Annotated in this window: 18 protein-coding genes; all 18 read right to left on the bottom strand. The window is 66.0% G+C overall.

The features are described from left to right. Nucleotides 1–234: 234 nt before the first annotated feature. Nucleotides 235–747 carry a hypothetical protein gene (locus FHS55_RS05245; RefSeq protein ID WP_183188549.1) on the bottom strand — a complete coding sequence of 171 codons (513 nt, stop codon included), beginning with the start codon at nucleotides 745–747 and terminating at the stop codon, nucleotides 235–237. A 91-nt stretch (nucleotides 748–838) separates the two neighbouring features. After that, entirely contained in the window at nucleotides 839–4,273 is a 3,435-nt protein-coding gene (gene dnaE / locus FHS55_RS05240) for a DNA polymerase III subunit alpha (protein WP_183188548.1), read from the bottom strand. 468 nt (nucleotides 4,274–4,741) lie between these two features. Next, nucleotides 4,742–5,203 (bottom strand): hypothetical protein, encoded by a 462-nt coding sequence (locus tag FHS55_RS05235; protein ID WP_183188547.1) that lies wholly within the window; start codon nucleotides 5,201–5,203, stop codon nucleotides 4,742–4,744. Nucleotides 5,204–5,412: 209 nt separating this feature from the next. Further along, entirely contained in the window at nucleotides 5,413–6,102 is a 690-nt protein-coding gene (locus FHS55_RS05230; RefSeq protein ID WP_183188670.1) for an ATP-binding cassette domain-containing protein, read from the bottom strand. Nucleotides 6,103–6,147: 45 nt separating this feature from the next. After that, entirely contained in the window at nucleotides 6,148–7,467 is a 1,320-nt protein-coding gene (locus tag FHS55_RS05225) for a lipoprotein-releasing ABC transporter permease subunit (protein ID WP_425485774.1), read from the bottom strand. A gap of 20 nt (nucleotides 7,468–7,487) precedes the next feature. Next, complete coding sequence (gene proS, locus FHS55_RS05220; protein ID WP_183188546.1) at nucleotides 7,488–8,810, bottom strand: proline--tRNA ligase; 1,323 nt, start codon at nucleotides 8,808–8,810, stop codon at nucleotides 7,488–7,490. Between the two features lie 521 nt (nucleotides 8,811–9,331). Next, nucleotides 9,332–9,598 (bottom strand): DUF1467 family protein, encoded by a 267-nt coding sequence (locus FHS55_RS05215; protein ID WP_183188545.1) that lies wholly within the window; start codon nucleotides 9,596–9,598, stop codon nucleotides 9,332–9,334. A gap of 78 nt (nucleotides 9,599–9,676) precedes the next feature. Next, a complete protein-coding gene (gene mce, locus FHS55_RS05210; RefSeq protein ID WP_183188544.1) occupies nucleotides 9,677–10,081 on the bottom strand; it encodes a methylmalonyl-CoA epimerase in 405 nt (134 codons plus the stop codon). 116 nt (nucleotides 10,082–10,197) lie between these two features. Further along, nucleotides 10,198–11,886, bottom strand: a complete 1,689-nt coding sequence (locus FHS55_RS05205; RefSeq protein WP_183188543.1) for an MBL fold metallo-hydrolase RNA specificity domain-containing protein — start codon at nucleotides 11,884–11,886, stop codon at nucleotides 10,198–10,200. A gap of 11 nt (nucleotides 11,887–11,897) precedes the next feature. Further along, entirely contained in the window at nucleotides 11,898–12,653 is a 756-nt protein-coding gene (locus FHS55_RS05200) for a biotin--[acetyl-CoA-carboxylase] ligase (protein WP_183188542.1), read from the bottom strand. A 2-nt stretch (nucleotides 12,654–12,655) separates the two neighbouring features. Then, on the bottom strand, nucleotides 12,656–14,083 hold the full coding sequence (gene nuoN / locus FHS55_RS05195; protein ID WP_183188541.1) for an NADH-quinone oxidoreductase subunit NuoN: 1,428 nt from the start codon (nucleotides 14,081–14,083) through the stop codon (nucleotides 12,656–12,658). A gap of 31 nt (nucleotides 14,084–14,114) precedes the next feature. After that, nucleotides 14,115–15,629, bottom strand: a complete 1,515-nt coding sequence (locus FHS55_RS05190; protein ID WP_183188540.1) for an NADH-quinone oxidoreductase subunit M — start codon at nucleotides 15,627–15,629, stop codon at nucleotides 14,115–14,117. Beyond that, complete coding sequence (gene nuoL, locus FHS55_RS05185) at nucleotides 15,629–17,557, bottom strand: NADH-quinone oxidoreductase subunit L (protein ID WP_183188539.1); 1,929 nt, start codon at nucleotides 17,555–17,557, stop codon at nucleotides 15,629–15,631. The genes FHS55_RS05190 and nuoL overlap by 1 nt, the downstream gene beginning before the upstream one ends. A gap of 10 nt (nucleotides 17,558–17,567) precedes the next feature. Then, nucleotides 17,568–17,876, bottom strand: coding sequence for an NADH-quinone oxidoreductase subunit NuoK (nuoK, locus tag FHS55_RS05180; protein WP_183188538.1), 309 nt, complete (start codon nucleotides 17,874–17,876; stop codon nucleotides 17,568–17,570). 3 nt (nucleotides 17,877–17,879) lie between these two features. Continuing rightward, complete coding sequence (locus FHS55_RS05175; RefSeq protein ID WP_183188537.1) at nucleotides 17,880–18,488, bottom strand: NADH-quinone oxidoreductase subunit J; 609 nt, start codon at nucleotides 18,486–18,488, stop codon at nucleotides 17,880–17,882. A 133-nt stretch (nucleotides 18,489–18,621) separates the two neighbouring features. Continuing rightward, on the bottom strand, nucleotides 18,622–19,110 hold the full coding sequence (nuoI, locus tag FHS55_RS05170; RefSeq protein WP_183188536.1) for an NADH-quinone oxidoreductase subunit NuoI: 489 nt from the start codon (nucleotides 19,108–19,110) through the stop codon (nucleotides 18,622–18,624). Nucleotides 19,111–19,120: 10 nt separating this feature from the next. Further along, complete coding sequence (locus FHS55_RS05165) at nucleotides 19,121–19,384, bottom strand: hypothetical protein (protein ID WP_183188535.1); 264 nt, start codon at nucleotides 19,382–19,384, stop codon at nucleotides 19,121–19,123. Between the two features lies 1 nt (nucleotide 19,385). After that, the gene (nuoH, locus tag FHS55_RS05160) at nucleotides 19,386–20,423 is read right to left on the bottom strand and encodes an NADH-quinone oxidoreductase subunit NuoH (protein WP_183188534.1); all 1,038 of its coding nucleotides are present in this window, start codon (nucleotides 20,421–20,423) and stop codon (nucleotides 19,386–19,388) included. Nucleotides 20,424–20,426: the final 3 nt, after the last annotated feature.

The raw sequence follows: 20,426 nt of genomic DNA, 5'->3' as shown, positions 1-20,426 counted from the left end.
TTGGCCTCCGCGGACATGGCCGTGCCGAGGGATTTCGGCGACGGCACCGGGAGCGGCGGGCGCTTTCCAATCACGTTGTCATGGAAAAGGGAGCCCGACCGCGAGTCCGCGTGCGGAATGGCCGCGCATATACGCGAGCTAGGCGAAAGGTGCAAGTCGCGGGGGTTGGGCGAGGCAGGGCGGCCGCTCGAAGGTCCGCGATCAAGTCGCCCCACGGAAGTCTTTTTAAGGCCTTTAGTCCGATTCCGACGCACCGAAGGCGGGTAGAAACCTTGCAATCTCATCGTAGGTAAGAAGGACATCGAACCGATCGACATCCGCTGCGCGGCGGCGCCGAAAGTCCGCGGGGGCCAGCAGGAGGGTCTGGAAATTGGTGTAGGACAGATATTCGGCCTTCAGGCTCATATGCCGGGCCCGTGGCGCATAGGCTGCGGCCTGCCCTGGGCTAAACTTGGAACCCTGCCGCTTGTTTTCAAAATGGAGCGCAAACCGCTCGCCCGTGGTGCCGACCTCAAAAACCATGAATATCTTGGTCAGGCTTTCCCGCGAGAGCTCTGGAACATAACACCACCAATGGCGCCACCATCGACGTCTGGGGCGAATGGCCATCTGCTCCCCATCCAATAGCCGGCATTGGTCGGCTTGCCCGGCAAACTTCGTTCGGCCCAGCAGCCAGAGCCTCAACGCCGGGATGTCTCGAACTCCGTCGGCAAATATCTCGCAGAGCTGATCTTCAGACAGCGGCACGCGCCCTCCTCCCAGTCGCTCGACGAGCTCCGCTCACCTTTGGGCGCTGCACCACCAAAGCACCGCTCGTCACCCGTGGGCCCTCCGTCCCTCAATGCGCCTCCACCGCCACCACGCCCGGCACCGCCTTGATGGCGCCGGCGATCTGCGGCGAGAGGGCGAAGCGGCCGGGCAGCTTCACTTCCACCTCGGTCGCCCCGTGTTCGCCGAGCAGCAGCACGAAGGCCACTTCGCCATCGCCCCGCCCCCCGCCCGCCAGCGAGCCGAGGCGCGAGGCGACGCTGTCCAGCGGCTCGGACGAGCGCAGGAAGATGCGCATGCTCTTCTGCATCCGCGCGGTGGCGGCATCGAGCGGCTCGGCGGTCTGGATGCGCGCGCGCACATCCTCGCCCTGCAGCTCGGCGGAGACCTGCAGCAGCAGCGCCGTGCCGGGCTCCAGCAATTCGCGGTACTGCGCCAGCGTCTCGGAGAACAGCACCGCCTCGAACTGGCCGGAGGGATCGGACAGGCCGACAATGCCCATCTTGTTGCCAGTCTTGGTGCGGCGCTCCTGCCGGCTCACCACGGTCGCGGCCAGGCGCCCGGCGATGGAGCCGGCCCGCACCGAGCGGGTGAACTCGCTCCAGCGCTGCACGCGCAGCTTTTCCAGCGCCTTGCCGTAATCGTCCAGCGGGTGGCCGGTGAGGAAGAAGCCGATCGCGTCATATTCCTTCTGCAGCTTGTCCGCCGGCAGCCAGGGAGCGGCATCGGGCAGCGGCAGGTCGCCCGCCTGCGCCGGGCCGCCGAACATGTCGTTCTGCCCGACAGCCTCGTCCGCCCCACGCTTGGCGGCATGGCCGAGAATATTGTCGATGGCCGCCGCCGCGCGGGCGCGGTTCTTTTCCAGCGCATCGAAGGCGCCGGCATTGACCAGGCTTTCCATGGTGCGCTTGTTCAGCGCCTTGGCGTTGATGCGCGCGGCGAAGTCGGAAAGGCTGGCGAAGGGCCGGTCGCCGCGCGCCTCGACGATGGCGTCGACCGCGTGCCCGCCCACGCCCTTGATGGCGGCGAGCGCGTAGTGGATGCGCCCGTCCTTGACCGCGAAATCGCGGCCGGACTGGTTGACCGAAGGCGGCACCACCTCGATGCCGAGGCGCTGCGCCTCCTGGCGAAATTCCGCCAGCTTGTCGGTATTGCCCATGTCGAGCGTCATCGAGGCCGCGAGGAACTCGGTGGCGTAGTTCGCCTTCATGTAGGCGGTCTGGTAGGCGACCAGCGCATAGGCCGCCGCGTGGCTCTTGTTGAATCCGTAATCGGCGAATTTGGCGAGAAGGTCGAAGATCTCCGAAGCCTTGGCCTTGGCCACGCCGCGCTCGATGGCGCCGTCCACGAAACGCTCGCGCTGCTTGTCCATCTCGGCGCGGATCTTCTTGCCCATGGCGCGGCGCAGAAGGTCGGCTTCGCCCAGCGAATAGCCCGAGAGGGTCTGGGCGATCTGCATCACCTGCTCCTGGTAGATGATGACGCCGTAGGTCTCCTTCAGGCTGGTTTCCAGCGCGGGATGGGCATAGGCCGCCTTTTCCTGCCCGTTCTTGACCGCGCAATAGACCGGGATATTGGCCATCGGGCCCGGGCGGTAGAGCGCCACGAGGGCGATGATGTCCTCCAGCCGGTCCGGCTTCATGTCCACCAGCGCGCGCCGCATGCCCGAGCTTTCCACCTGGAACACGCCGACCGTCTCGCCCCGCGTCATCATCGCGTAGCTCTTGGGGTCGTCGAGCGGAATGGTCGACAGGTCCAGCTGCACGCCGCGCTGCGCCACCAGCCGCACCGCAGTCTGCAGCACGGTGAGCGTCTTGAGGCCGAGGAAGTCGAACTTCACCAGCCCGGCCTGCTCCACCCACTTCATGTTGTACTGCGTCACCGGCATGTCGGAGCGCGGATCGCGGTAGAGTGGCACGAGCCGGGCGAGCGGGCGGTCGCCGATCACGATGCCGGCGGCGTGGGTGGAGGCGTGGCGGTTGAGCCCCTCCAGTCGCGTCGCGATATCGAAGGCGCGCTTCACCACCGGGTTGGCGTCGCTCTCGGCCTGCAGGCGCGGCTCGTCCTGGATCGCCTGTTTGAGCGAGACCGGATTGGCCGGGTTCTGCGGCACCAGCTTGCACAGCTTGTCGACCTGGCCATAGGGCATTTCCAGCACGCGGCCGACATCGCGCAGCACGCCGCGCGCCTGCAGCGTGCCGAAGGTGATGATCTGTGCCACCTGGTCGCGCCCGTAGCGCTGCTGCACATAGCGGATCACCTCGTCGCGCCGCTCCTGGCAGAAATCGATGTCGAAATCCGGCATCGACACGCGCTCGGGATTGAGGAAGCGCTCGAACAGCAGGCCGAAGCGCAGCGGGTCGAGATCGGTGATCGTGAGCGAGTAGGCCACCAGCGAGCCGGCGCCCGAGCCGCGTCCCGGGCCGACCGGAATTCCCTGCGCCTTCGCCCACTTGATGAAGTCGGCCACGATCAGGAAGTAGCCGGGGAACTGCATCTTCTCGATGATGGACAGTTCGAAGGCGAGGCGGTCCTCATAGTCCTTCTGCGTCAGTCCCTCGGCCGGGCCATGCACGGCGAGGCGCCGCGCCAGCCCCTCCTCCGCCTGCAGGCGCAGTTCCTCGGCTTCATCGCGGTCCATGGTGAAGCGCGGCAGGATGGGTTTGGCCGTGCGCGGGCGATAGGCGCAGCGCCGGGCGATCTCCACCGTGTTGGCAAGCGCCTCCGGCAGATCGGCGAACAGTTCGGCCATCTCGGCGCGGGTGCGGAAGCGATGCTCGGGGGTCAGATGGCGGCGGTCGCCCTCGGCGACGAGGCGCCCCTCGGCGATGCAGATGAGCGCGTCATGCGCCTCATAATCATCCTGCGCGGCGAAGAACGGCTCGTTGGTGGCCACCAGCGGCAGGTCCAGCTTGTAGGCGAGATCGATCAGCGCGGCTTCCACGCGGCGCTCCTCGGCCACGCCGTGGCGCTGGATCTCGACATAGAGCCGATCGCCGAACAGCTCCGCCAGCGTCGCCATCCGCTGCTCCGCCAGTTCGCCGCTGCCGGCGGCGAAGGCCCGGTCGATCGGCCCGGCGGGCCCGCCGGTCAGGCAGATGAGCCCGCCGGAAAAGGTCTCCAGCCAGCCGAGCTTGATATGGGGAGCACCATCGGACGCGGTGTCGAGAAAGGAGCGCGAGACGAGTTCCATAAGGTTCGCCCAGCCCTCATGCGTCGCGGCGATCAGCACGACGCGCGGGCGCTGCGCGCCGGCCGGGCCGCGCGGGGCCGGACCGGGAAGATCGATCGCCAAGGAACAGCCGACGATGGGCTGGATGCCCGAGCCGGACATCTTCTCGGAGAATTCCAGCGCACCGAACAGGTTGCCGGTATCGGTCAGCGCGATCGCAGGCTGATGATCCTTCTTGGCGAGGTCCGCCAGCTTGGCGATGGAAAGCGCGCCCTCCAGCAGCGAGAACGACGAATGGACGTGCAGATGCACGAAGCCTGGATCGGCGGCCATCGGGTTCCTCCTGCGACTCGGATCTCAAGCCCTTAATGGTGGGCGCGCGCGCCGGCGTCGTCCACCCCGGCGCGGAAATGGTCCCCGCTGTCCTCAGATCCCGCTGAGCACGCCGGCCCAGAGGCCGAGAACGGTGACGAACAGCCCGACCGAGGCCAGTGCGGCGACTTCCTGAAGAAGGATGCGGATCATGTCGACCTCCATGGAACATATGAGGAACATTACCCCCATAATCCCCGGAGTCAAATTATGTTCTTCTTTCGTTCCATCGCGTGGTTGACGAACCGATAACGCGGGATCTTCCCGCGGTGATTCGCCCCGTGGCGCCTGGCTTCGGCTGTCGCGGAGGCCCGGCCCCCCCGCTTCGTCTTTCGCCAGATCGACGGCCGCGCGACCGGCCCCACAGCAAGCCGCGTCAATGGCTTACCCGACCTTCTCGCCAGATTGATTCCGGCATCGCGCGCGGCGTCAGTCGAGACGCGGTGGCCAGACCGTATCGAGCTTGACCGACAGCCGCCCCACTTTCGAAGCCACCACCACGGCCTCGCACCGCGCCGCACGGCCATCCAGCGCGGCGTTGAAATGGGGGACCTCCAGAGGCGCGATATGGCCGATGCGGGCGCCCTCGACCGTCACCCAGATCGCGCGCAGTTCGCCGGCCCGCGAAATGTCGGGCAGAAGCTCGGCGGTGCAGTCCGTGCCTTCGGCCGGCACATGTCGGCCCGCGATGCGCCCGAGCACCGCCTGGTGATCATCCGCCCCCGCCACGGGATAGTCATAGCCGCCATCGCCCTGCAGCGTCTGCGAAGCCTGTGGCGCGACGCTGCGCCGGCCGAGAAGGCGCAGCACCACGATCAAGGCCACGGCGGCGACGATGACGAGCGCGAGTAGCGTCATGTGCTCGATACGGAAAAGAAGCTCCGCCGACATGGATACGCCCCGATCCTACCCCAGATGCGGCCTGAAATAGCATGGGATTACCATTGCGTGGAGGTGCTGGCGTGCAAATGCGCCGCACATTCGCCGGCATCGCTGTAGATCGCCCGCACGGCCCGCAAGCCACGTCGAATGAAGGGGCTCGACGCAGCGCGGCCGGGTGATGTCCCCAGCCTTCGCGATTCGCGTCGGTCGACGGTGCGCTACGCCAGTTCGACGACCAGCCCGTCCTGCAGGGTCACGCGCCGGTGCATGCGGGCGGCGAGCGCCAGATTATGCGTGGCGATGATGGCGGCGAGGCCAGTGGCCTCCACCAGCTGCGAGAGCGCGTGGAACACGTGGTCAGCGGTGTGCGGGTCGAGATTGCCGGTAGGCTCGTCCGCGAGCAGAACGCGCGGGGCGTTGGCGACCGCGCGGGCGATGGCCACGCGCTGCTGCTCGCCGCCCGACAGTTCCGCCGGGCGATGGTCCAGCCGTTTGGCCAGGCCGAGATAGCTGAGCAATTCCCTGGCGCGGGCCGCCGCCTCGCGCTTGGCAAGGCCGCGGATCATCTGCGGCAGCATCACATTCTCCAGCGCGGAGAACTCGGGCAGCAGGTGGTGGAACTGGTAGACGAAGCCGATCTCGGTGCGGCGGATGCGGGTGCGCTCCGAATCCGGCAGGCCCGCCGTTCCCGCACCGGCGATGAACACCTCGCCGGCATCCTGATGCTCCAGCAGGCCGGCCACGTGCAGCAGGGTCGACTTGCCCGTGCCGGACGGCGCGACAAGGGCGACCGACTGGCCTTCCATGACGGAAAAATCGACGCCGCGCAGAATCTCGAGCGTACCCTCGCCCTGTACATAGCGGCGCTGGATCCCTTCGAGGCGCAGCACCGCGCCCTTCGGAGCGATGGAGGCCGGAACGGCAGGCGACGGTTCAGCGGACACGTGCGCCCCCTATTCGTAGCGCAGCGCTTCCACCGGATCGAGGCGCGCCGCGCGCCAGGACGGGTAGAGCGGAGCGAGGAAGGACAGGACCAGCGCCATGATGACGACGGCCGTGGTCTCGCCGGCATTCATCTCCGCCGGCAGACGGCTGAGATAATAAAGCTCGGGCGAGAACAGTTCGGTTGCCGTCAGCCAGGAGATGAACTGGCGGATCTCCTCGACATTCAGGCAGACCAGCAGACCGAGCAGGAAGCCGGCCAGCGTGCCGACCACGCCGATGGCCGCGCCAGTGACGAGGAAGATGCGCATGATCGCCCCGCGCGTCGCCCCCATGGTGCGCAGGATGCCGATGTCGCGCCCCTTGTCCTTCACCAGCATGTTGAGGCCGGAAATGATGTTGAAGGCCGCCACCACCACGATCAGCGTGAGGATGAGGAACATCACGTTGCGCTCGACCTGCAGCGCGTTGAAGAAGGTCGCGTTTCGCTGGCGCCAGTCGACGATGTAGACCGGCCGGCCGGAGGCGTCGTGCACCGCCGCGCGCATGCGCTCGATGTCGTCGGGATTGTCGGTGTAGACCTCGATCGCGGTGACGTCGCCGTTCTTGTTGAAATAGGCCTGAGACTCCGTCAGCGGCATGAACACGAAGGCGCTGTCATATTCCGACATGCCGATCTCGAACACGGCGGCGATCTTGTAGACCTTTATGCGCGGCGTCGTGCCCATGGGGGTCACGGCGCCGCGCGGCGCGACCAGCGTGAGATTGTCGCCCGCCTGCAGCGAGAGCTGATCGGCGAGGCGTTTGCCGATGGCGATACCCGAGCCCTCGTCGAAGCCGTCCAGCGTGCCCTGGCGGATATTGCTGCCGATGGAGGGCAGCGCTCGCAGATTGGCCTCGGAAATGCCGCGCACCAGCACGCCGCCGGCATTGAAGGCGGAAGAGGCCAGCGCCTGCCCTTCCACCAGCGGCACCGCCAGCTTGATGCCCGGCACGCCGGCAATGCGCTTGGCCACCACGTCATAATCGGTGAGCGGGCTTTCCAGCGGCTGCATCAGCAGGTGGCCGTTGAGGCCGAGGATTTTCGACAGCAGCTCGGTGCGGAAGCCGTTCATGACCGCCATGACGATGATGAGCGTCGCCACACCGAGCATGATGCCGAGGAAGGAGAAACCGGCGACGACCGAGATGAAGCCTTCCTTGCGGCGGGCGCGCAGGTAGCGCAGCGAGAGCATCCATTCATAGGCGCTGAATGGGCGCGTTCCCGTCGGCGCGGCGTCAGCCTTGGGCTGCGCCTTCGCGGAGGGCTTCGCGATCTTCTTTGCTGCCATGCGTGCTCCGCCAGTGGCGTTCATCCGACAATCCGCGCCAGCGCCGATTCGAGGGACAGCGTCTCGCGCGCACCGTCCGCGCGGCGCTTCAGTTCAACCGTGCCGGCCGCCAGCCCCTTCGGGCCGACAATGATCTGCCACGGCAGGCCGATGAGGTCGGCGGTGGCGAATTTCGAGCCGGGCCGCTCGTCCGTGTCGTCATAGAGCACGTCGACGCCCTTGGCCGTCAGCGTGGCGTAGATGGAATCGCACGCGGCGTCGGTTGCGGCATCGCCGGCCTTGAGGTTCAGCAGGCCGACGCTGAACGGGGCGATCGCCTCCGGCCAGATGATGCCGTTCTCGTCATGCGAGGCCTCGATGATGGCAGCCACCAGTCGCGAGGGGCCGATGCCGTAGGAGCCCATGTGCACCGGGCTGTCCACGCCGTCGGGTCCCGTCACCTTGGCGCCCATGGGAGCCGAGTACTTGGTGCCGAAATAGAAGATGTGACCCACTTCGATGCCCCGGGCGGAGAGACGCTCGCCTTCGGGAATCACCCCGAACGCGGCTTCGTCATGCTTCTCTTCCGTGGCCGCATAGAGGCTGGTCCAGCGGTTCACGATGGATTGCAGTTCCTCAGCGTCATCGAAGTTCACCCCCGCCGCCGGCGTGTCCATGGCGAGATAATCGGCATGGCAGAACACCTGGCTCTCGCCGGTGGAGGCGAGGATGATGAACTCGTGGCTGTGATTGCCGCCGATCGGGCCGGTATCGGCCACCATGGGAATGGCCTTGAGGCCGAGCCGCGCGAAGGTGCGCAAATAGGCGACGAACATCCGGTTATAGGCGGTGACCGCGCTCTCGAAATCGAGGTCGATCGAATAGGCATCCTTCATCAGGAATTCGCGCGAGCGCATCACGCCGAAGCGCGGACGCACCTCGTCCCGGAACTTCCACTGGATATGGTAGAGGTTCAGCGGCAGGTCCTTGTAGGACTTCACATAGGCGCGGACGATCTCGGTGAGCATTTCCTCATTGGTCGGCCCGAACAGCATGTCGCGCTCGTGCCGGTCCTTGATGCGCAGCATCTCCTTGCCGTAATCGTCATAACGCCCGCTCTCGCGCCATAGATCCGCCGACTGGATGGTCGGCATGAGGATCTCGACCGCCCCCGCGCGGTTCTGCTCCTCGCGGATGATGTTGCAGATCTTGTCCAGCACGCGCTTGCCCAGCGGCAGCCAGGCATAGATGCCCGCGCTCTCCTGACGGATCATGCCGGTACGCAGCATGAGACGGTGCGAGATGATTTCCGCTTCCTTCGGGACTTCGCGGAGGATGGGCAGGAAATAACGGGACAGGCGCATCGGAAAACTCGCGATTCGGCCGGCGTGGGGAGCGCGGCAATATTGGCCGACAGAAACCGGATCGGTCACTAAAATACAAGCCCTCGTGCGCGCAGGGGTGGCGGCCCTGCCGCAGCCTTGCGCGCTCCAGCACTGGCACGGCCGCGCGCAAGCAACGGCAGGTCACTATATTGCGTCGCACCATCGATCTATTGCGACGCAAGGATGACAAGGCCTTAATTTTTGCTCTATGGTGCCGGCCTCTAGAAAGAGGTCCGCCTGTCGCTGCCAGAGGCGCGCTACCGGTCCAGGTCTCGGGAGGAATGACGGCTAAGAAAGCCCCCTGACAGACGTCGAAACGGCGCAGAATCGGGTGTGGGCGTTCAGGGTTAAAAAGGGCGGGACCTTGGGTCCCGCCTCTTTTTTTGATCACGTCCTTTTGTGCCGCGCTCCCGCCTCGAGGGCGCTTTCCGCGTCAGCCGCCGGCGCGGCGCGCGAGAGCGACCTGCGCCAGAGCGACCTGCGCCAGAGCGACTTGCGCCTCAGTAGATCTTGAACGGCATCGGGAACATTTCCAGCGTCAGCCGGCCGGTCTCGACCGACCAGGCGAACAGGCCGACGATGATCGCCGCGACGATGCTCGTGGCGATCGCCTTGCGCAGCAGCAGCGGGCGCTGCGGCGCGCCTGGCTCCGTGCCGTCTTCCACCGGCCCGTCCTCATGCTGCGAGCGCACGCCGAAGGGCAGCATGACGAAGATCACCGTCCACCAGACGATGAAGTAGATCGCGATATAGGTCGTGAAACTCATGCTGCCACCCTCATGCGTGCGGTCTCATGCGTGCGCGTTCGGCAGCCCGATCGTGGCTGCGCCCCTGCCGGAGCCCGCTCACGCCTGCTCAAGCTCGACAAGGGTGCCGAGGAAATCCTTGGGGTGCAGGAACAGCACCGGCTTGCCATGGGCGCCGATCCGCGGCTCGCCCGAGCCCAGCACCCGCGCGCCCGCCGCCACCAGCCGGTCACGCGCGGCGCGGATATCATCCACCTCATAACAGAGATGGTGGATGCCGCCGTCCGGATTGCGCTCCAGGAATTTCGCGATCGGCGAATTCTCGCCGAGCACGCCGAGCAGTTCCACCTTGGTGTTGGGCAGCAGCACGAACACCGTGTTCACGCCATGCTCGGGCTGGGCGACCACCGCCGAGACCTCGGCCCCGAGCGTGTCGCGATAGGTCGCGACCGCCGCCTCCAGATCGGGCACCGCGATGGCGACATGATTGAGACGACCGATCATCAGCACATCCTCCCGCTCACCCCCTCCCCGCCCGGGCGGGCGGGGCTGGAATCCCAGCGCACGGAATGGCCACGAAGATCACTCGGCTCGCGGCGCGCGCTCCCGGCGCGCTCCCTTCATACCGTGATCACCAGCACATGGCAGAGCGGCTTCTTGCCCCATACCGCGTTGACCTGCCCGCGCACCGCGCGGGTGATCGATTCGGCAACCGCGTCCGGGTCACGCCGGCGCTGCCGCGGCAATCCGTCGAGGCAATCGAGCACGGCCACCTCGATGACGTCGTCGATCAGCTTGCCGCCGATGCCCTTCTCCGGCAGGCCCGACAGGTCGATCATCGGATCGCCCACCACCTCGCCCTTGGCGTTCATCGCCACCGCCACCGAGACGACGCCCGCGACGGACATGCGCCGGCGCTCGGCCACCGCCGGCTCCGTCGACTTGATGAGCACGTGGCCGTCCTTGTAGAGCCGGCCGAACGGCACTTCATCGATCACCTCGGCAGGCTGCGCCGGATCGGCACTCGCCAGGCGCACCATGTCGCCGTCGACAAGGCGCACCACCTGCCGCACGCCCATGGCCCGAGCCAGTTCGGCATGCTCGGCCAGATGCAGCGGCTCGCCATGCACGGGCACGGAAATCTCCGGCCGCAGCCACTGGTACATCTGCTCCAGTTCGCCGCGCCGGGGATGGCCGGACACATGCACCAGCCCGTCACGGTCGGTGATGACCTTCACGCCCTGCAGCACCAGCGCGTTGATGATGCGGTTCACCGAGCGCTCATTGCCCGGAATGGTGCGCGAGGAGAAAATCACGTGGTCGCCCGGGGAGAGCGCGATCTCGGGGTGGTCGTCATCGGCGATGCGGGCGAGCGCGGCGCGCGGCTCGCCCTGGCTGCCGGTCAGGATCGCCACCACCTTGTCACGTGGAAGGAAGCCATAGGCATCCGCCGGGCGGAAGGCCGGCAGGCCGTCCAGCATGCCCTGCTCGCGGGCCACGCCGACCACACGCTCCATCGCCCGGCCGACCAGCACGACTTCGCGCCCGTTCCGAATGGCCGCCTCGGCGATGGAGCGCACGCGCGCCACATTGGAGGCGAAGGTCGTCACCGCCACGCGGTTCGGCGCCTTGGCGATGAACTCGGCGAGCACTTCCTGCACGTCGGTCTCGGAGGGCGAAATACCCTCGCGAAACGCGTTGGTCGAATCGCAGACGACGGCGCGCACGCCCTCATCGCCCAGCGCCGCGAAGCGGGCGGGATCGGTGACATTGCCCACCACCGGCGTGGGGTCGATCTTCCAGTCGCCCGTGTGCACCACCAGCCCCAGCGGCGTGCGGATCGCAAGGCCATGGCTGTCGGGGATGGAATGGGCGACGGGGAGGAATTCCACGTCGAACGGACCGATCTGCACTCGTCCGCCGGTCGGCACCACGTGGAACGGCACCTTGGGCGCGCCGGGCTCGCCGAGGCGCCGCGCTTCCGCCAGGGCGTGGGTGAACGGCGTCGTGTAGACCGTGCAGCCGAGCCGCGGCCACAATTCCCCCAGCGCGCCGACATGGTCTTCATGGCCGTGGGTGATGATGAGCCCGACCAGATTGCCCTGCTTGGCCTCCTGTTCGAGGAAGGCGACGTCGGGCATGATCAGGTCGATGCCGGGAATGTCCGGCGACGCGAAGGAAATGCCGAGATCGACCGCGAGCCATTTGCGACGGTGACGGGGTCCGAGGCCGTAAAGGCCGAGATTCATCCCAATCTCGCCCACGCCGCCCAGCGGCGCGAACACCAACTCCTCGGTGGACTTGCTCACTGCACTCCCTTTCACCCCTGTGCGCCGGACGAAGGAAACACATCGCCGGCGCTTATTATCTCACGCCCACCATCGCGGCAGCGAAGAACCATAGCACCGGAAACATCCAGTGCCTCGAAAACGCCCTGCATCTCGCGCCCGGGAAGCCGCACCGTCACCGGCTGGCCGAGCCCGGGAGCCCTGCGCAGCCAGGCCTCGCGCGTATGCGCAAAGCCGCGGCCGCCATCCCATTGGCCAATCCGGTCCCACATCGCCGCATCCAGCGCCCGCAGCAGACCCGGCGGATCCGTCGGGTAGCCGGCCGCCGCGAGATCGACCGTCGGGTAAGGGGCCTCAAGCGGATGATGAGCGCAGTTGACGCCGAAACCGATCACCGTCGCGCGGCGCCCGCCGGGCAGCACCGCCCCCTCCAGCAGGATGCCGGCGAGCTTGCGCCCGTCGATCAGCACGTCATTCGGCCATTTCAGCCCGATGCGCAACGGATCAATGCCGGTGACGGCCCGTACTGCGTCATAAAGCGCGAGCGAGGCGACAAAACACAACTGCGGCAGGCAGGCCACCGGGCCGATATCGACCAGAAGCAGGGTTGCGTAGAGATTGCCGGGTTCCGACTGCCAGACCCGTCCCCGCCGGCCGCGCCCGCTCGTCTGGCGGTTCGCGACGAACCAGCAAGGCGCCGGCCCATCGGAATGGGCCAGCGCCTCGGCATTGGTGGAACCGATCGTCTCGTAGCGGATGACCGGCGTCGCGCCGGGAAGCTCCGCCATGCTCAGAAAAGCGCCCTCGCCGCCGCGCCGGCCGCCGACAGAAGCGGCGCCGGGTAGAAGAACAGCAGCAGCGTGAACAGGCCCGACACGGCCAGCACGGCCCGCAGCTCGGTCGACATCGGCTCGAAGGCCGCCGCCGGCTCGTCGAAATACATCACCTTGACGATGCGCAGGTAATAGAACGCACCCACCACGCTCGACAGCACGCCGATCACCGCCAGCGCATAGAGCCCGGCCTCGATCGCGGCGAGGAACACGTAGTACTTCGCGAGGAAGCCGGCGAGCGGGGGAATGCCGGCCAGCGAGAACATCAGCACCGCCAGGAAGAACGCCTTGACCGGGCTGGTGCGGGCGAGGCCGGCCAGCTCGTCGTAATTCTCGACCATGCCTTCCTTGCGCCGCATCGACAGGATGCAGGCGAAGGTGCCCAGTGTCATCGCGACATAGACCGCCATGTAGATCAGCACGCCGCGAACGCCCTGCTCCGTGCCGGCGGCAAGCCCGACCAGCGCGTAGCCCATGTGGCCGATCGAGGAATAGGCCATCAGGCGCTTGATGTTGCGCTGGCCGATCGCCGCGAAGGCGCCGAGCGCCATGGAGGCGATCGACACGAAGACGACGATCTGCTGCCACTGATGCGCGACATGGGGCAGCGCCTCAACCGCGAAGCGCACGAACACCGCCATCGCCGCCACCTTGGGCGCCGCGGCGAAGAACGCCGTCACCGGGGTCGGCGCGCCCTCATAGACGTCCGGCGTCCACATGTGGAACGGCACGGCGGACACCTTGAAGCAGAGGCCGGCAAACACGAAGACGATGCCGAAGATGAGGCCGAGCGAGGGCTCGCGCGCCGCCTCGGCGATGTGGCCGAAATTGATCGAGCCGGTGAAGCCGTAGATCAGCGAGGCACCATAGAGAAGCATGCCGGAGGAGAGCGCGCCCAGCACGAAATATTTCAGCCCTGCCTCGGTGGAGCGCACCGACTCACGGTTGTTGGCCGCGATGACGTAGAGCGCGAGGCTCATCAGCTCGAGGCCCATATAGAGCGCCAGCAGGTCGCCGGCCGAGATCAGCATCATCATGCCGAGCGTCGACAGCAGCACCAGGATCGCGAATTCGAACCGGCTCTGCTTCTCGATCTTCAGCCAGTCGACCGACATGGCGAGCGTGCCGCCCGCGCCAATCAGCGCCAGCACTTTCAGGAAGCGCGCATAGGCGTCGAGCACGAAGCTGCCGCCGAACAGCGTCGCCTGCGTCGGGCCGAGGATGACCAGCACCAGCGCCGCGAACAGCGCCGCCAGCGCCAGACCGTTCACCGTGTCGGTCGACTTCGGACCGACGATGGCGCCGAACAGGATGAGCGCGATGGCGGAAACGGCCAGCAGCAGTTCAGGCAGCGCGGGGCCGAGCGCCGAGAGGGTAAACGTCATGAGCGAGGCTCCGCGAGGATCATGTACAGGTTCACGGCAGCACCAGGCTCGCCGCCTTGATGGCACCGGCCGCCACATCCGCGCGGGCAACGATCGCGTTCACCGCGGCGTTGCAGGCGTCGAGAATGGGCTGCGGCCAGACGCCGAACAGGATCGTGAAGAACAGCAGCGGCACGAGCGAGGCCATCTCGCGCGGGCTCACGTCGAGAATGGACTTGAGGCTTTCCTTCTCCAGCGGCCCGAACACCACCCGGCGATAGAGCCAGAGCGCATACGCGGCCGAGAGGATGACGCCGGTGGTGGCGAAGAAGGCCACCCACGTGTTGCGCCCGAAGGCGGCCAGCAGCGTGAGGAATTCGCCGATGAAGCCCGACGTGCCGGGCAGGCCGACATTGGCCATGGTGAAGGCCATGAGCAGCGTGGCGTAGACCGGCATGCGGTGCACCAGCCCGCCATAGGCGGCGATGTCGCGGGTGTGCATGCGGTCGTAGATGACGCCGACGCACAGGAACAGTGCGCCCGAGACGAAGCCGTGGCTCACCATCTGGAACACCGCGCCCTGGATGCCTTCCTGGGTCAGGGTGAAAATGCCCATCGTCACGTAGCCCATATGGGCGATCGAGGAATAGGCGATGAGCTTCTTGATGTCTTCCTGCACCAGCGCGACCAGCGAGGTGTAGACGATGGCGATGACCGAGAGCGTGAAGACGAAGGGCGCGAAATAGGCCGAGGCGTCGGGGAACATCGGCACGCTGAAGCGCAGGAGGCCGTAGCCGCCCATCTTCAGCATGATGCCCGCCAGGATCACCGAGCCGGCCGTGGGCGCCTCGACATGCGCGTCGGGCAGCCAAGTGTGCACCGGCCACATCGGCATCTTCACCGCGAAGGAGGCGAAGAAGGCGAGCCATAGCCAGGTCTGCATACCCGGGGGGAAGTTGAACTTCAGCAACGCCGCGATGTCGGTGCTGCCCGCCTGCCAGTACATGGCCATGATGGCGAGCATCATGAGCACCGAGCCGGCCAGCGTGTAGAGGAAGAACTTGAACGTGGCGTAGATACGCCGCTTGCCGCCCCAGACGCCGATGATGATGAACATCGGGATCAGGCCGCCCTCGAAGAAGATGTAGAACTGCAGCAAGTCCAGCGACGCGAAGGTGCCGATCATCAGCGTCTCGAGCACCAGGAAGCAGATCATGTACTCCTTGACGCGAACCTGGATCGATTCCCAGCTCGCCAGGATGCACATCGGCATCAGCAGCGTGGTGAGCAGCAGGAACGGCAGCGATATGCCGTCCACGCCCATGCGATAGGCGGCGACCTCGCCGAGCCACGCCTTGTGCTCGACGAACTGGAACTCGTGGCTGGTCGACTCGAAGCCCGCCAGCAGCAGCAGCGAGATAACGAATGTGACGAGCGTCGCCCACAGGGCGACCCAGCGGGCATTGCGCTTGGCCACCTCGTCGTCGCCCCGGATCATCAGGACGATGAGCAGCGCGCCGACCAGTGGCAGGAAGGTGACGACGGAGAGAATGGGCCAGTCGTACATCAGTGCGCGCCCCCGAACATGAACCAGGTGATGAGGGCCGCGACGCCCACCAGCATCACGAACGCATAGTGATAGAGATAGCCGGACTGCAGCCGCACCACACGGTTGGTGACGTCGACCACGCGGGCGGAGACGCCGTTGGGGCCGTAGCCATCAATCACTCGCACGTCGCCCTGCTTCCACAGGAAGGTGCCCAGCCACTTGGTCGGCCGCACGAACAGGAAGTCGTACAGTTCGTCGAAATACCACTTGTTGAGCAGGAAGCGGTACAGCCCGTCATTGCGCTTGGCGAGGCCCTTCGGGATGGCCGGGTTGACCACATACATCCAGTAGGCGATCGCGAAGCCCATCGCCATCATCACCGTGGGCGCCCACTTGGCCCAGCCGGGGATGTGGTGGATCTCCTCGAGGATCTTGTTCTCCGGGCCCATGAAAATGGCCTCCCGGAAGAAGTGATCCACGTCGTGCCCGACGAAGTAGGGATAGAGGATCATGCCCGCGAAGAGAGCGCCGATCGACAGCACGCCGAGCGGGATCAGCATGGTGAGCGGCGATTCATGCGCGTGCTCGTAATGATGATGGTCGTGCGGATGCCCATGGAAGGTCATGAACATCTGCCGCCACGTATAGAACGAGGTCAGCGCCGCCGCCGCCACCGTCAGCGTCCAGGCATAGGTCGAGAACGGGCTGTGGCTGACGAAGGCCGTCTCGATGATGGCGTCCTTGGAGAAATAGCCGGCCGTGAAGGGGAAGCCGGTCAGCGCCAGGCCGCCGATCATCATCGTGGCGTAGGTGAAGGGGATCTTCCGCCACAGGCCGCCCATGTGCCGCATGTCCTGCTCGTGGTGCATCGCATGGATGACCGAGCCGGCGGCGAGGAACAGCAACGCCTTGAAGAAACCGTGCGTGAGCAGGTGGAACACGCCCACCGAATAGGCCCCCGTGCCGAGCGCGACGAACATGTAGCCGAGCTGCGAGCAGGTGGAATAGGCGATCACGCGCTTGATGTCGTTCTGCACGCAGCCGATCGTCGCCGCGAAGAAGGCGGTCGAGGCACCCACGAACATCACCACGTTGAGCGCCGTCTGCGACAGCTCGAACAGCGGGGAGAGCCGCGCCACCATGAACACGCCGGCCGTCACCATGGTGGCGGCATGGATAAGCGCGGAGACCGGGGTGGGGCCTTCCATGGCGTCCGGCAGCCAGGTGTGCAGGCCGAGCTGGGCCGACTTGCCCATGGCGCCGACGAACAGCAGCAGGCAGATGATGGTCGGCGCGTGCCACTCATGGCCGAGGAACAGGATGTTCTTGTCCATCAGCGACGGCGCCGAGGCGAAGACCTGCTCGAAGGCGACCGAGCCGGTCATCATGTAGACGGCGAAGATGCCGAGCGCGAAGCCGAAATCGCCGACGCGGTTGACGATGAACGCCTTCATCGCCGCGGCGCAGGCCGACGGCTTGTCGTACCAGAAGCCGATCAGCAGGTAGGAGGCGAGGCCCACCCCTTCCCAGCCGAAGAACAGCTGGACCAGATTGTCGCTCGTCACCAGCGTGAGCATGGCGAAGGTGAACAGCGAGAGATAGGCGAAGAAGCGCGGCCGGCTCGGGTCCTCGTGCATGTACCCCATCGAATAGAGGTGCACGAGCGAGGAAACGGTGGTGACGAGGATCAGCATCACCGCGGTCAGCGTGTCGACGCGGATGGCCCATTTCACGTCGAGCCCGCCCGTGGCGAACCAGGTGAACAGTTCGACCGTGCTGTCATGCCCGCCGAACGCCGTCTGGAAGAACACGATCCAGGCGAAGAAGGCGGCGACGAACAGGAGGCCGGTCGTTACCAGCTCGGAGGCGCGCGGGCCGATCATGCGGCCGAACAGGCCGGCGACGAGGAAGCCGACGAGAGGGAGGAAGACGATCGCGTAGTACATGCTGGCTCCCTCAGCCCTTCATCGCGTTGATGTCCTCGACAGCGATCGAACCGCGGTTGCGGTAGAACACCACGAGGATGGCAAGGCCGATCGCGGCCTCGGCGGCGGCCACCGTCAGCACGAACAGCGCGAAGATCTGGCCGGTAATGTTGCCGAGGAACACCGAGAAGGCGACGAAGTTGATGTTCACCGCCAGCAGGATCAGCTCGACCGACATCAGGATGACGATCACGTTCTTCCGGTTAAGGAAGATGCCGAGCGTGCCGAGCGTGAACAGGATCGCCGCGACGGTGAGATAGTGGGGAAGTCCGATCGCCATCGCTCACAGCCCCTTGCCGGAAGGCACCTTGACGACGTCGATCGCCGTCGCCTTGCTACGCGCATTCTGGACCGGGATGCTCTGGCGCTTGACGTTCTCCTTGTGGCGGAGGGTCAGCACGATGGCGCCGATCATGGCGACCAGCAGGATGAAGCCGGCCGCCTGGAAGAAATAGATGTAGTCGGTGTAGAGCACGCGACCGATCTGCACGGCGTTGGAGACGCCGGGCGCCGCCGTGGACGCCACCGCGCCGGTGACGCCGGTGCCGAAGGTCCAGGAGCCCAGCACCAGTACCAGCTCGGCGAGGAAGACGAGCCCGACCAGCGCGCCGACCGGCAGATATTGCAGGAAGCCCTGGCGCAGCTCGACGAAATCGACGTCGAGCATCATCACCACGAACAGGAACAGCACCGCGACCGCGCCGACATAGACGACGACCAGCAGCATCGCGAGATATTCGGCGCCGATCAGGATGAAGAGGCCCGAGGCGTTGACGAAGGTGAGGATGAGGAACAGCACCGAATGCACGGGGTTCCGCGACGCGATCACCATGAAGGCCGAGGCGACAGCCACCCCGGCGAAAAGATAGAAGAACAGCGCGGCGAGGCTCATGCCCGACACCCCCAAGTGATCGACGCAGTGGTCCCCGCGCCCGACATCCCCGCCAACACGGCGTCCGGGGCCTTTGCGGCTTGTATCGTTAAGGTGTTCACGTCCGTCATCCAGTCGTTCGTAGCGCGCACGCTCAGCGGTAAGGCGCGTCCAGCCCGATGTTGCGCGCGATCTCGCGCTCCCAGCGATCGCCGTTCGCGAGCAGCTTGGCCTTGTCGTAATAGAGTTCCTCGCGCGTCTCGGTCGCGAACTCGAAGTTCGGTCCCTCGACGATGGCATCGACCGGGCAGGCTTCCTGACAGAAGCCGCAATAGATGCACTTCACCATGTCGATGTCGTAACGGGTGGTGCGGCGCGTGCCGTCATTGCGGCGCGGGCCGGCCTCGATGGTGATGGCCTGCGCCGGGCAGATCGCCTCGCACAGCTTGCAGGCGATGCAGCGCTCTTCCCCGTTCGGGTAGCGGCGCAGCGCATGCTCACCACGAAAGCGAGGGCTGACCGGCCCCTTCTCGAACGGGTAGTTCAGCGTCGCCTTCGGCTTGAAAAAATAGCGCATCGCCAGGAAGAACGCCGAGACGAACTCGGTGAGCAGCAGCTGGCGGGCCGCCAGGTCCAATCTCATAACGCTCTCCTCAATCGGCCATGGCCGCAGCCAGCCCAAAGCCCAGCAGCGGCATCGAGACGGCGAAGACGCGGATCGTCGTCTTCCACCAGGAAATCACGCCCTCGAGCTGATCGCGGTTCAGCTTGCGGGCCTCGCGGGAGCCGCGGATCGATGTCTCGATCAGCCGCGGCAGCAACAACCATTCCAGGGCGCCGATCACCAGACCGAACAGCGCGCCGGTCCAGGCGATGGCGGAGACCTCGAACAGGCCGGTGAGAGCGCCATCGCCCATGTCAGCCCCCCGCCCCCGGCGCCAGGCCGGTGAAGTGCAGCACGCTCGCCACCAGCACGACCATGAACAGCGAGATCGGCAGGAACACCTTCCAGCCCAGCCGCATCAGTTGGTCGTAGCGGTAGCGCGGAACGATCGCCTTCGCCATGGCGAACATGAAGAACACCAGCAGGACCTTGATGAGGAACCAGATGATGCCCGGAACCCAGGTGAAGGGCGCGAAGGGGATCGGCGACAGCCAGCCGCCCATGAACATGATGGCGGTCAGCGCGCACATGGTCATGATCGCCACGTATTCGCCGAGCATGAACAGCAGATACGGGGTGGAGCCGTATTCCACCATGAAGCCGGCCACCAGCTCGGATTCCGCTTCGCCCAGATCGAAGGGCGGGCGGTTCGTCTCGGCCAGCGCCGAGATGAAGAAGATCACGAACATCGGGAACAGCGGCAGCCAGTACCAGCCGAGGATGCCCCACTTGCTGTCCTGCGCCTCGACGATGGCGGAGAGGTTCAGCGAGCCGGCGCACATCAGCACGGTGACGATGACGAAGCCGATCGAGACCTCGTAGGACACCATCTGCGCCGCCGCGCGCAGCGCCGACAGGAACGGGTATTTCGAGTTGGACGCCCAGCCGGCCATGATGACGCCGTAGATGCCGAGCGACGAGATGGCGAAGATGTAGAGCACGCCGACATTGATGTCGGCGATCACCCAGCCGGCGTCGAGCGGCACCACCGCCCAGGCCGAGAGGGCCAGCAGGCAGGTGAGGAAGGGCGCCAGGATGAACAGGCCCTTGTTCGAGCCGTCCGGAATGACCGGCTCCTTCAGCACGAACTTGAGCAGGTCGGCGAAGGATTGCAGCAGGCCGAACGGGCCCACCACATTGGGGCCGCGGCGCAGCTGCACCGCCGCCCAAACCTTGCGGTCGGCCAGCAGTACATAGGCGATGACGATCAGCAGCCCGACCAGCAGCCCGAGGCTCTGGGCAAGGATGATGAGGACCTGAATGAGCGTATCGAGCCAGCTGGTTTCGGTCATGCT

The sequence above is a fragment of the Ancylobacter tetraedralis genome, from assembly GCF_014195655.1.
Lineage (GTDB): Bacteria > Pseudomonadota > Alphaproteobacteria > Rhizobiales > Xanthobacteraceae > Ancylobacter > Ancylobacter tetraedralis.
The sequence above is the reverse complement of the archived record's forward strand: the minus strand, read 5'-3'. Positions and strand labels throughout refer to the sequence as shown.

Excerpts from the sequence above, each read along its gene's own strand:
- dnaE (WP_183188548.1), bottom strand. The coding sequence starts at position 4,273 with ATGGCCGCCGATCCAGGCTTCGTGCATCTGCACGTCCATTCGTCGTTC.
- FHS55_RS05235 (WP_183188547.1), bottom strand. The coding sequence starts at position 5,203 with ATGTCGGCGGAGCTTCTTTTCCGTATCGAGCACATGACGCTACTCGCG.
- FHS55_RS05225 (WP_425485774.1), bottom strand. The coding sequence starts at position 7,467 with ATGGCAGCAAAGAAGATCGCGAAGCCCTCCGCGAAGGCGCAGCCCAAG.
- proS (WP_183188546.1), bottom strand. The coding sequence starts at position 8,810 with ATGCGCCTGTCCCGTTATTTCCTGCCCATCCTCCGCGAAGTCCCGAAG.
- FHS55_RS05215 (WP_183188545.1), bottom strand. The coding sequence starts at position 9,598 with ATGAGTTTCACGACCTATATCGCGATCTACTTCATCGTCTGGTGGACG.
- mce (WP_183188544.1), bottom strand. The coding sequence starts at position 10,081 with ATGATCGGTCGTCTCAATCATGTCGCCATCGCGGTGCCCGATCTGGAG.
- FHS55_RS05200 (WP_183188542.1), bottom strand. The coding sequence starts at position 12,653 with ATGGCGGAGCTTCCCGGCGCGACGCCGGTCATCCGCTACGAGACGATC.
- nuoN (WP_183188541.1), bottom strand. The coding sequence starts at position 14,083 with ATGACGTTTACCCTCTCGGCGCTCGGCCCCGCGCTGCCTGAACTGCTG.
- FHS55_RS05190 (WP_183188540.1), bottom strand. The coding sequence starts at position 15,629 with ATGTACGACTGGCCCATTCTCTCCGTCGTCACCTTCCTGCCACTGGTC.
- nuoL (WP_183188539.1), bottom strand. The coding sequence starts at position 17,557 with ATGTACTACGCGATCGTCTTCCTCCCTCTCGTCGGCTTCCTCGTCGCC.
- nuoK (WP_183188538.1), bottom strand. The coding sequence starts at position 17,876 with ATGGCGATCGGACTTCCCCACTATCTCACCGTCGCGGCGATCCTGTTC.
- FHS55_RS05175 (WP_183188537.1), bottom strand. The coding sequence starts at position 18,488 with ATGAGCCTCGCCGCGCTGTTCTTCTATCTTTTCGCCGGGGTGGCTGTC.
- nuoI (WP_183188536.1), bottom strand. The coding sequence starts at position 19,110 with ATGAGATTGGACCTGGCGGCCCGCCAGCTGCTGCTCACCGAGTTCGTC.
- FHS55_RS05165 (WP_183188535.1), bottom strand. The coding sequence starts at position 19,384 with ATGGGCGATGGCGCTCTCACCGGCCTGTTCGAGGTCTCCGCCATCGCC.
- nuoH (WP_183188534.1), bottom strand. The coding sequence starts at position 20,423 with ATGACCGAAACCAGCTGGCTCGATACGCTCATTCAGGTCCTCATCATC.